Annotated in this window: 7 protein-coding genes, 2 tRNA genes and 1 rRNA gene; 6 read left to right on the top strand and 4 right to left on the bottom strand. The window is 33.2% G+C overall.

Annotated features, from left to right (window positions below):
- The first annotated feature begins 27 nt into the window (after window positions 1-27).
- The 3 genes from rrf to B8T70_RS16815 all read left to right on the top strand — a co-directional run bounded on the left by rrf (window position 28) and on the right by B8T70_RS16815 (window position 371).
- Window positions 28-137, top strand: a 5S ribosomal RNA gene (rrf, locus tag B8T70_RS16825).
- 68 nt (window positions 138-205) lie between these two features.
- Window positions 206-278, top strand: a tRNA-Phe gene (locus B8T70_RS16820).
- Between the two features lie 7 nt (window positions 279-285).
- Window positions 286-371: transfer RNA gene (locus tag B8T70_RS16815), tRNA-Leu, on the top strand.
- Window positions 372-635: 264 nt separating this feature from the next.
- On the opposite strand, the gene B8T70_RS16805 is transcribed toward B8T70_RS16815, so the two are convergent.
- The 3 genes from B8T70_RS16805 to B8T70_RS16795 form a co-directional block, all read right to left on the bottom strand.
- Window positions 636-716 (bottom strand): hypothetical protein, encoded by an 81-nt coding sequence (locus tag B8T70_RS16805; protein WP_242667504.1) that lies wholly within the window; start codon window positions 714-716, stop codon window positions 636-638.
- 309 nt (window positions 717-1,025) lie between these two features.
- Window positions 1,026-1,733 (bottom strand): LytTR family DNA-binding domain-containing protein, encoded by a 708-nt coding sequence (locus B8T70_RS16800; RefSeq protein WP_086895566.1) that lies wholly within the window; start codon window positions 1,731-1,733, stop codon window positions 1,026-1,028.
- A gap of 3 nt (window positions 1,734-1,736) precedes the next feature.
- Window positions 1,737-2,777, bottom strand: coding sequence for a sensor histidine kinase (locus tag B8T70_RS16795; RefSeq protein WP_086895565.1), 1,041 nt, complete (start codon window positions 2,775-2,777; stop codon window positions 1,737-1,739).
- A 221-nt stretch (window positions 2,778-2,998) separates the two neighbouring features.
- Here B8T70_RS16795 and B8T70_RS16790 point away from each other — a divergent pair, with 221 nt between their 5' ends.
- On the top strand, window positions 2,999-3,796 hold the full coding sequence (locus B8T70_RS16790; RefSeq protein WP_086895564.1) for a DUF5694 domain-containing protein: 798 nt from the start codon (window positions 2,999-3,001) through the stop codon (window positions 3,794-3,796).
- A 282-nt stretch (window positions 3,797-4,078) separates the two neighbouring features.
- On the opposite strand, the gene sucC is transcribed toward B8T70_RS16790, so the two are convergent.
- The gene (gene sucC, locus B8T70_RS16785) at window positions 4,079-5,272 is read right to left on the bottom strand and encodes an ADP-forming succinate--CoA ligase subunit beta (RefSeq protein WP_035622256.1); all 1,194 of its coding nucleotides are present in this window, start codon (window positions 5,270-5,272) and stop codon (window positions 4,079-4,081) included.
- Between the two features lie 415 nt (window positions 5,273-5,687).
- Between sucC and gltB the strand changes: the two genes are divergently transcribed.
- Entirely contained in the window at window positions 5,688-10,202 is a 4,515-nt protein-coding gene (gene gltB, locus B8T70_RS16780) for a glutamate synthase large subunit (RefSeq protein ID WP_086895569.1), read from the top strand.
- Window positions 10,203-10,311: 109 nt separating this feature from the next.
- Window positions 10,312-11,766, top strand: coding sequence for a glutamate synthase subunit beta (locus B8T70_RS16775; RefSeq protein WP_086895563.1), 1,455 nt, complete (start codon window positions 10,312-10,314; stop codon window positions 11,764-11,766).
- Window positions 11,767-12,103: the final 337 nt, after the last annotated feature.

Here is a 12,103-nt window from a genome sequence, read left to right as displayed (position 1 = left end):
AAAAGTTACCTCAAGTAACAACGACCTTAAGGTGGTTATTGCGGCGGGGCTCACCTCTTCCCATCCCGAACAGAGTAGTTAAGCCCGCCTGCGCAGATGGTACTGCAGTTATGTGGGAGAGTATGTCGTCGCCTTTCTTTTAAAACCTGTTTTTAACAAAACAGGTTTTTTTCTTAATTTGTTTATATATTTATAAACAAGTATAGGTACCTTAGCTCAGATGGTAGAGCAATGGACTGAAAATCCATGTGTCCCTGGTTCGATCCCTGGAGGTACCACAATAATGCTCGGATGGTGAAATTGGTAGACACGCTGGACTTAAAATCCAGTGAACAGCAATGTTCGTGCGGGTTCAAGTCCCGCTCTGAGTACTAAAACTTCAATTAGCAAATGCTAATTGGAGTTTTTTTTTGGACTCAAATGAAAGTTTTGTTACTATTGTTGATGTAAATAGGGGATCAGATGCAAAAGTTGGGGATTAAGCAAAAAGATTAGATAATCTGAACAAGAAGAAATCAATATTTCTTACACCTCTAAATTGGCTTCTAAATGCTTTTATTTGGATCAGGTGCAAAAGTTAGGGATTAAGTAAAAAGATTAGGGATCAATACTAAAACCTGGAGAGTAGTAAAAAATTAAGCATAAATATTAGTCAACCTAAAAAGGAAAAACTCAACATTCCTTACGCCTCTAAATTGCGATCTAAATGCTTTTATTTTAGCATTGAAAGATTCGGCAGAAGCATTAGTACTTCTATATCAAAATAGTTCAATATCGCTTGATAATGATTCATTTTGATTTACTTTCTTTCTCGTGCTATTTAGCCAGCTTAGTAAAACTTATTATTTTATCCGTCGTATTTTCAAAAAAAATTGTAGGTGCTTCGGAGTTGTGTCGATTTAAACTCTTTCAGTGTAAGGACAAACTATTTTAGGACAGCCTTTGGTGTTGCTTTTGTAGTTCTTTGCGAAATATAGCAGCTATTAATATATGAAATAGCTTATAGTTTATTTGATTGTAACTCCTTATATTTTATTTTTATCAATTTGTTGAAAGAAAGTATCTTTAAAAGTTGCTCCTATTGGTAATTCATTAGTATTAATGAAAACGGAAAAATTATCTGTAGATTCAATTTGTTTTAATGAGACTACATATGATTTATGTATTTGAATGAAGTCATTTGCCGGGAGGGATTCAATTACATTTTTTAAAGAAGAATGCGTGATAATTTGTTGTTTAGTTGTGTGAATGCAAACATAATTTTGAAGGCTTTCTATGTATAAAATATCGTTTAGGAAAATCTTTTGAAATTTATTTTTACCATCAGTTTTGATGAATAGAAAATGGGGTGTATTGTTCTGATTTGAGACAAGATTTTTAGATTCAGTATTCAGCTTTGAAACTGCTTGATAAAAACGTTCAAATGAAATTGGTTTTAATAAATAATCAACTGCGTTCAATTCAAATCCTTCTAATGCAAAATCAGGATAAGCTGTTGTGAAAATAACTTTGATATCCTTTGAAATAATTTTAGAAATTTGCAAACCTGTCAATTGAGGCATTTGAATATCTAAAAAAATAACATCGACAGTTTGTGTGTTTAAAAACTCTAATGCTTTTAGGGAATCATTAAAAACGCCAGTTTTTTCAAGAAAATGAACTTTACTAATATAATTTTCTATAATACGTGTTGCTGGTGGTTCATCATCAACAATAATACATTTAAAAGCCATAAATTATTTTTTTAGTGGTATTTTTAAGTAGGTCTTAAAGATATTATTTTCTTCGGTTTTTTCAAGTACAAATTTACCTTTATACATGTATTCTAGTCTTTTGGTTAGATTGTCAAAGCCTATTCCTGTTGAAGAATAATTCTCACCTTCAACGGTACGATTAAAAGTTGAAATCTCTAAAAAATCTTCTTTTATTTTGATTAAAATAACTGCTTTTTCTTGCTCGCTATTAAATTTTCCGTGTTTAAAAACATTCTCTATAAAATGAATTAAGGCTGATGAAAGAATTCTTTTATTCGAATAATTTCCCTCAATGGTAAAATCTAAATACAGCTGATCTTCAAACCGCTTTTTCTGTAAATGAATATAGTTCTGGATGAACTGAATTTCTTTTGAAAGTACTGCCTGATCTTTGTCTGTTTCTGTAATGACATAACGAAGTAAATCGGAAAGAACTAAAATATCCGAAGCCATTTCATCATCTTTTAAAATTAACTGACTGTAAAAAGAATTCAATGTGTTAAACAAAAAATGAGGACTCACCTGAGCTTTCAATATTTGAAATTCTGCTTTTTTGTTTTCTAAAAGTAATTCCTGATTTTGCTGTTGCGCACTCTGAAATTGCCAAAAAGAATAGCTTAAAGCACTAAAAATAACAGCAGGTAATCCAAAAAAGAAATTATCTCGAATGTAAAACTTCCATTCTAAATCGCCAATAGCATAGTTGTGTACCCCAATAATATGAAACATAATTACTTCCTGAAAAAAATATCTGACACCAGCGAAAAGTGTTAATGAAAAAGGAATGCTTATAAAGTAATAATGGATTTTCGTTTTATTTAAAAACCAATCACAGACTGTGTAAAAATTGATAATATAAACCACAAAAACAGAAAGAATAAAAGTCGATGTCATCCAGAAATAAAGCTTGGACTGCTCTATCATTACTAATCGATTATTAATTCCATAATCCCAAAGACAGTAGGTTAGGAACAATCCAAAGAAAAGAATTACATGGTAGTAAAAAGGTATTTTGAGTTTCATAAATGATAGTTATAAGCTCAAAAATACAATTATGACTTTAAATGGAAATGATGTTTATATGAAATATTGGTTTTTAATGATGAACCTTGAAAAATATTATATGAACATTTTGAAAGCAGAATATTGGCAGTTGGTCAAGTGAAATTTAGTGTTCATCAAAACCGAAAAAAATGCTTCAAATCTGCTTATACATTTGCAATGAATTTAAACACAAAATCATCATGCAAAAAATTATTTTATTACTAGCTCTTATTACGTTTAGCTTATCCTCTGCTCAAACAAAAAAGAAACAAATCTTGTTAATTGGAACTTTTCATTTTGCAAATCCAGGAAATGATATTGCTAAAACAAAAACGTTTAATGTTATGTCTGAAAAAAGTCAAAAAGAGCTTGAAACTATTAGTGACAAAATCAAGAAATTTGGACCAGATAAAATTTTTGTTGAATGGAAATTTACCAAACAAGCCGAATTGGATAAGTTTTACAATAAAAACACAGATAGTCTTTTCAAAAAAGATGCAAACGAAATTACGCAACTGGCACTTCGTACTGCTAAAAAACTAAATCATAAAAAATTATATGGAATCGATTATCGTAATCGCTTTTCTTATGACAGTTTAATGATAAGCATGGATAAAGCTAATCAAAAGAATTTAAAGGAAAGGACTGCAGAATTGATGAAGAAATTTGAGAATGATCAAAACGAAAGAATCTCAAAAAGTACTTTGACTGAACTTATATTGTACTACAATGAAAAAGAAGCTGATAAAGATAATTTACAATGGTACTTAGAAGTAGCAAATAGAACTGGAAATCCAGATGATTTTACAGGAGCTTCTCTAGTTGCAAACTGGTATAAACGAAACTTGTATATGTATTCTTTGATTCAAAAGCTAACTGAAAGCGAAGATGATAAAATAATGGTTTTAGTAGGTGCTGGTCATGCTGCAATGTTCAGGCAGTTTATTGTAAATGATCCAACATTTGAACTTGTAGAATTATCAACTGTTCTGAAATAGCTAACTTAGCTGCAAAACACACTAAGGTTTTTGCATAGTAAGGATTTTACAATAAACGCAAAGTTCGCAAAGCTTTATCCATATCGCTTTGCGAACTTTGTGTTTTAATCATAAAGCTAGAATAAAATCTTACCGTGCATAGCGGGTAAATAAAAACCAGCTTGGATTTTACGTAACGTATGTGTACAGCAATACATTTCTATAATACATGTGGTTTTGTAAAACAAAAAATCCCTCCGATGATCGGAAGGATTTTTATATATAATTTGATTTCTTATTTGATTAAGAAAGCGCAGCTTTAACTTGGTCAGCAGCTTCTTGAAATTCTACTGCTGATAAAATCGGCATTCCAGAATTGTCAATTAGTTCTTTTGCAATAGCAGCATTTGTTCCTTGTAAACGAACAATGATTGGCACTTTAATAGCGTCTCCCATGTTTTTGTAAGCATCTACAACCCCTTGAGCAACACGGTCACAACGAACGATTCCTCCAAAGATGTTAATTAGGATAGCTTTTACATTAGGATCTTTTAAGATGATACGGAAAGCTGTTTCAACACGTTTAGCGTCAGCAGTACCACCTACGTCAAGGAAGTTTGCAGGTTCGAAACCAGCATACTTAATTAAATCCATAGTAGCCATTGCTAATCCAGCTCCATTTACCATACATCCTACAGTACCGTCAAGATCTACATAGTTTAATCCTACTTCTTTTGCTTCAACTTCGATTGGGTTCTCCTCACGTATGTCACGCATTTCAGCATATTTCTTTTGTCTGTATAAAGCATTATCATCGATATTTACTTTAGCATCTACAGCCATGATTTTATTATCCGATGTTTTTAAAACTGGATTAATTTCAAACATAGAAGCATCAGAACCAATGTAAGCATTGTATAATGAGTCAATGAATTTTACCATTTCTTTAAAAGCATTTCCAGAAAGACCTAAGTTAAAGGCAATTCTTCTTGCTTGAAAACCTTGTAATCCTACAGATGGATCAACTTCTTCTGTAAAGATTAAATGAGGAGTATGTTCAGCAACTTCTTCGATGTCCATACCACCTTCAGTAGAATACATGATCATGTTACGACCTGTACCTCTATTCAATAAAACAGAAACGTAAAATTCAGAAGTTTCGCTTTCACCAGGATAGTAAACATCTTCAGCAACTAAAATCTTATTTACTTTTTTACCTTCAGCAGAAGTTTGAGGTGTAATCAATTGCATTCCGATGATTTGTTCAGCTATTTCTTCAACTTGTTGCAAGTTCTTAGCTAACTTAACTCCACCACCTTTTCCACGTCCACCTGCGTGAATTTGTGCTTTAATAACGTGCCATCCTGTACCAGTCTCAGCAGTTAATTGTTTTGCAGCAGCTACAGCTTCAACCGCATTATTAGCTACAATTCCGCGTTGGATGCGTACTCCGTAACTAGCTAAAATTTCTTTTCCTTGATATTCGTGTATGTTCATAATATAGAATTTGTCTGGTTCTGAATTAATTTCAGAATAAAAGTGGCACAAAAATAGCAAAAATGAACTTTAAAAAGAAATCTTTTTGGAATAAAAAGCAAGACTTATTTTGGATTGTGATTTCTTTAAAATTAATTAAAAATTTGAGTTAAATAATTGTGTAATGAATGTTAATTCAAAGACACTATATCGTTTGAGATTTAACATAAAACGTTGCTGTTTTTGGCGTGAAATAAGGATTTTGTCAATAAAAATGAAATTCGAATTATGATTTTGTCAATTCGGGGTGGGTTAAATAATATTATTGATAATTTAGGATTGTTTTTCTATTATTAGTATAAAAATGTAAGCGATAGGCTTTATTTGATACAGTATGTTTAACGGAATCTTTATTTTTGTAAAAAAAATATCAAGAATGAAAGTTAAAGAACAAGGGCTATATCTGCCCGAATTTGAACACGACAATTGTGGTGCAGGATTTATTTGTAATTTGAATGGTATTAAGTCTAATGATATCATTCATAAAGCATTGGATATCTTAATAAAATTGGAACATCGTGGTGCAGTTAGTTCTGATGGAAGAACTGGAGACGGTGCTGGAATTTTATTTGATATCCCACATGATTTTTTTAAGAAAGTTTGTGAATTTGAAATCCCTGAAACACGAGAGTATGGAGTAGGAATGGTTTTTTTACCTAAAAGTAAAAATCAAGTAGCATTTTGTATTAATGCATTTGAAACAACCATAAAAGAGCAAAACTTAGCTATTTTAGGCTGGAGAGACGTCCCGGTTGATGTAAATAGTCTAGGAGAAATTGCAGCAGAAAAAGAACCGACCGTTAAGCAGGTTTTTGTTAGTAAAAATGGGCAAGAACTAACAGAACAACAATTTAACGCTAAGTTGTTTGCAGCTCGCAAAATAGCAGAACATGCTGTCAGAAATTCTAAGACTTCTGAGAGTCATATGTTTTATTTTTCTAGTTTATCTACAACAACCATTATATATAAAGGTTTGTTGATGCCGGAAGATATCAGCGGATACTATACTGATTTAAAAGATACTGACTTAGTTACACGTTTGGCTCTAGTACACCAACGTTTTTCTACGAATACATTCCCATCTTGGGAACTGGCTCAGCCTTTTAGATATATGTGTCACAATGGTGAAATCAATACTTTGCGTGGAAACATTAGCAGAATGAGAGCTCGTGAAGAATTGATGCAAAGCGATATTTTTGGAGATGATATTAAGAGATTGTTTCCTATTATCTTAGAAGGAAAATCAGATTCTGCTTCTATGGATATGGTGGTTGAACTACTGTTAATGACAGGAAGATCACTACCAGAAGCAATGATGATGGTTGTACCAGAAGCTTGGGAGAAACACCAAACAATGTCTGAAGATAAAAAAGCATTTTACGAATATAATGCTTGCATTATGGAACCTTGGGATGGACCAGCTTCGATTCCGTTTACTGATGGAAATGTAATTGGTGCTTTACTAGACAGAAACGGATTGCGTCCTTCTCGTTATACTTTAACAAAAAGTGGTTTTGTAATCATGTCATCAGAGATTGGTGTCCTTGATGTTAATCCTGAAGATGTAATACAGCACGGTCGTTTAGAACCAGGGAAAATGTTCTTGGTAGATATGAACGCAGGTCGTATTATTGAGGATGACGAGATTAAAAATGCTATCGTAACAAAACGCCCATATAAAAAATGGCTTAATGAAAATTTATTGCCATTAGCAAAGGTACCTTATACTAATAATCCAACTCCTATCGAGAGCATTGATTTCGAAACAAGACAACGATTATTTGGTTATACAATCGAAGATTTAAAAACAATAATTAACCCTATGGGGTCTAGTGGAGCAGAAGCGATTAGCTCTATGGGTAATGATACACCATTGGCAGTTTTGTCTGAGCAACCACAGTTGTTGTATAATTATTTCAAACAATTGTTTGCACAGGTTACCAATCCGCCTTTAGATGGTATTCGTGAAGAGATTATCACAGATATCAGTTTAGCGGTTGGAGGCGATTTTAATATTTTTGAAATTGAATCAAAACAATGCAAAAAATTAAAAATCCAAAATCCTGTTATCTCTAAAGAAGATTTAGATAAAATCAAAAATATAGATCACGCTGATTTTAAAACTGCTACTATTTCTACTTTATATAAAATAGAAAAAGGAGTAAATGGTTTAGAGCGTGCTTTAGAAAAATGTGTTCAGGCAACTTTCAAAGCTGTAAATGAAGGACACAATATCATCATTCTTTCAGATAGAGGAGTAAGTAAAGAATTGGCACCAATACCTATGTTATTGGCTTGTTCTTATATTCATCATTCATTGAATATTTTACAAGTTCGTTCTAAATTCGGAATTATAATCGAATCGGCAGAACCTCGTGAACCACATCATTTTGCATTATTATTTGGTTATGGTGCTAGTGCGATTAATCCTTATATGGTAAATGAAATTATTCATAATCAAGTTGAGCAAGGTTTTATTACTGGAATAAAAGCCGATTATGCAATTGCTAATTATAATAAAGCTATTGCAAAAGGGATTCTTAAGATTATGAATAAAATAGGTATCTCTACATTACACTCGTATAGAGCTGCGCAAATTTTTGAAATCTTAGGATTAAATAAAACTTTTTCGACTAAATATTTCCCATACACGCCATCTCGAATTGAAGGAATTGGTTTGATGGAGATTGAAAAAGAAGTTAAGAAAAGATACCAAAAAGCATTTCCAAATTCTAAAATTGCAAATTTATTGCCATTAGAAATTGGAGGAATTTACAGATGGCGAAGATCAGGTGAAAAACACATGTTCAATCCAACTACAATTGCAAAATTACAGCAGGCAGTTCGTTTAAACAGTCCTGAAAGTTACAAAGAATACTCAGATATGGTCAATGAGCAAAGCTCAAACCTTATGACAATTAGAGGTTTATTTGAATTTAATAATTTAGATCCAATTTCTATTGATGAAGTAGAACCTTGGACAGAAATTGTAAAAAAATTCAAAACTGGAGCAATGTCTTATGGATCTATTAGTAGAGAAGCACATGAGAATTTAGCAATTGCAATGAATAGAATTGGCGGAAAAAGTAATTCGGGAGAAGGAGGAGAAGATCCTAAACGTTTCCAGAAAGAAATTAATGGAGATTCTAGAAATAGTGCTATCAAGCAAGTTGCTTCAGGAAGATTTGGTGTATCTATCAATTACCTGACAAATGCTAAAGAGATTCAAATAAAAATGGCTCAAGGCGCAAAACCTGGAGAAGGAGGACAATTACCAGGTGAAAAAGTAGTGCCTTGGATTGCAGAAACTAGAAATTCAACACCTTATGTTGGGCTTATTTCTCCACCACCTCACCATGATATTTATTCTATCGAAGATTTATCTCAATTAATTTTCGATTTAAAAAATGCCAATCGTGAAGCACGTGTTAACGTAAAATTAGTTTCAGAAGTTGGAGTAGGAACAATTGCTGCTGGTGTTGCAAAAGCAAAAGCCGATGTGATCTTGATTTCTGGTTACGATGGAGGAACTGGTGCTGCACCATTAACATCTTTACAGCATACAGGTATTCCTTGGGAACTTGGTTTGGCGGAAGCACAGCAAACATTAATATTAAATGATTTAAGAAGTCGTGTAGTATTAGAGTGTGATGGTCAGTTAAAAACAGGTCGTGATGTAGCTATTGCAGCTTTATTAGGAGCAGAAGAGTTTGGTTTTGCGACAGCACCACTTGTAGCTTCTGGTTGTATCATGATGAGAGCTTGTCACTTAAATACATGTCCGGTTGGTATTGCTACACAGGATCCGGAATTAAGAAAAAATTTCAAAGGAACGCCAGAGCATGTAATTAACTTCATGTATTTTATTGCCGAGGAGTTAAGAGAAATCATGGCACAATTAGGATTCAGAACTTTAAAAGAAATGGTAGGGCAATCACAAAAGTTAAATGTGAACAAAGCCATCAAACATTATAAAGCAAATGGATTAGACTTGTCTTCGATACTTTACAAACCAGAGAAAGCAAAAACGGTTCCAAATCACAATACAACTACACAAGATCACGCATTAGAAAACGTATTGGATTTTGCAATTATAAAAGAAGCTATTCCTTCTATTTATAGAAAAGAAAAAACAAGAGTTACTTTCAAAATTAAGAATACAGACCGTTCAGTTGGTGCAATTTTAAGTAATGAAATTTCAAAAATATATGGTGCTCAAGGATTACCTGAAGATACTATATTAGTTGATTTTGAAGGTTCAGCAGGACAAAGTTTTGGAGCTTTTGCTACAAATGGATTATCATTTAAAATTCACGGAAACTGTAATGATTATTTAGGAAAAGGACTTTCTGGAGGAAAACTAATTATTAAAGTTCCACCTACAGCTACTTTCAAACCTGAGGAGAATATTATTATTGGTAACGTTGCTCTTTACGGAGCTATTACTGGTGAAGCATACATTAATGGTATGGCCGGAGAACGTTTCTGTGTGAGAAATTCTGGAGCAACAGCAGTTGTAGAAGGAATTGGAGATCACGGTTGCGAATACATGACCGGAGGAACTGTTGTTATTTTGGGTAAAACCGGAAGAAATTTTGCTGCGGGTATGAGCGGTGGTGTTGCTTACGTTTACGACAAGAATAAAAAATTCGATTCTACTTTATGTAACATGGAAATGGTCGCATTCGATCCAATGGAAGAGGATGATTTTATTAAGTTAAGACGTTTGATAAAAAACCATTCGTTGTACACTAATAGCCCATTGGCAAAAAGACTTTTGGCAGACTGGGAAAACGAACAGGAACATTTCATCAAAGTAATGCCTACAGATTACAAAAAGGCATTACAAAGAATAGCAGAAGAAAAGCAAATTGAAGAACTAATAGCTTAATAAAACATCAATTTCAAAAATCAATTTCAATGGCAATGTCTTCCTCATCGTCCGGAGACCTTGGGAGAAGGATTTGGAATTTTAAAAATTGGAATTTAATTAAAATGTCATGGGTAAGATAGGTGGATTTAAAGAATATAATAGAGCAGACGAAAGTAATATTGCTGTTAAGGAACGTGTATCAAACTATAATGAGTTTACGATAACCTTAGAAAAAGATAAGATTAAAGAACAAGGTTCAAGATGTATGGATTGTGGTATTCCGTTTTGCCACAGTGCATGTCCGTTAGGGAATTTAATTCCAGATTTTAACGATATGGTACATCAGGAAGAGTGGGAGAGTGCATTAAAAATTTTGCAATCAACAAATAACTTTCCTGAATTTACAGGTCGTTTATGTCCTGCACCTTGTGAGAAATCATGTGTATTAGGAATTATCAAAGAACCAGTTGCGATTGAGAATATCGAGAAAAATATTATCGAAAGAGGTTTTGCTGAAGGTTGGATTAAACCACAACCTCCAAAAAAGAGAACAGGAAAAACAGTTGCGGTTATTGGTTCTGGTCCTGCAGGTTTAGCAGCAGCACAGCAATTAAACAGAGCAGGACACACAGTTACGGTTTTTGAAAGAGATAATGCAATTGGTGGATTATTGCGTTATGGAATTCCTAATTTTAAATTAGAAAAAGGAATTATCGACAGACGTGTAGTAATATTAGAAGCTGAAGGAATTGTTTTTAAAACCAATGTAAATGTTGGAGTTAATTATAGTATTGAAGAATTAAATGCATTCGATTCGATTGTTTTATGTGGAGGAGCTACAGAAAGAAGAAGCTTGCCAACTAAAGGAATCGAAAGCAAAGGAGTTGTTCAGGCAATGGATTTCTTAACACAGCAAACAAAAGTTTTATTTGGTGAAGAAATTCCAAACCAAATAAAAGCAACTGGTAAAGATGTAATTGTTATTGGAGGAGGAGACACAGGATCAGATTGTATCGGAACTTCAAATAGACATGGAGCAAAATCGGTTACAAATTTTGAAATTTTGCCAAAACCACCAGTTGGAAGAAGCGAAACAACACCTTGGCCTTTTTGGCCGTTGCAACTTAAAACATCATCTTCACATGAAGAAGGTTGTGACAGAAACTGGTTAATTAATACCAAAGAGTTTCTTGCAAACGAAAAAGGAGAATTAGTAGGTTTAAAAACGGTAGAAGTAGCTTGGAAAATGACTCCGGGACAACGACCAGAACTTATAGAAAAAGAAGGTTCAGAGAAAATTTGGCCATGTGATTTAGCATTATTGGCACTTGGATTTACAGGACCAGAAAAAACATTAAGCGATCAATTAGGATTACAGTTGGATATGAGAAGCAATTACAAAGCGACAAATTATCAAACAAATGTTCCACATATCTTTACAGCTGGAGATATGCGCAGAGGACAATCCTTAATTGTTTGGGCAATCTCCGAAGGTCGTGAGGCTGCGAGAGAAGTAGATTTATATTTAATGGGATCTACAAATTTACCAACAAAAGGAAGCGGAGACTTACCAAGTCTATAAACCAACAAACAACACACTTTTGCTAAGCTGCTAAGGCACTAAGCGACTAAGATTCTAAGTTTTTTACTTAATCACCTTAGTAGCTTAGAATCTTAGCAGCTTTTTTTGCTGCGAATTTCTCTGATTAAAGGGTTTTGTTGGTTTGCTACGATCCGAATAATAGCAAATAGGTTAAGCAATTTCACAAATGAGGCTTATTAAACTCGTGCTTAGTAAAATTCCAAAAATAAAAATTAGAGAAAATTCGAGTCATTCGCGGCAAAAAAATATTATGCATTAAACACTCTGTGGCAAAAAACTTAGTATCTTAGATCCTTAGCAGCTTAGGATCTAAAGA

Origin of the sequence: Flavobacterium sp. AJR (assembly GCF_002156885.1) — a bacterium.
Classification (GTDB): domain Bacteria; phylum Bacteroidota; class Bacteroidia; order Flavobacteriales; family Flavobacteriaceae; genus Flavobacterium.
The sequence above is the reverse complement of the archived record's forward strand: the minus strand, read 5'-3'. Positions and strand labels throughout refer to the sequence as shown.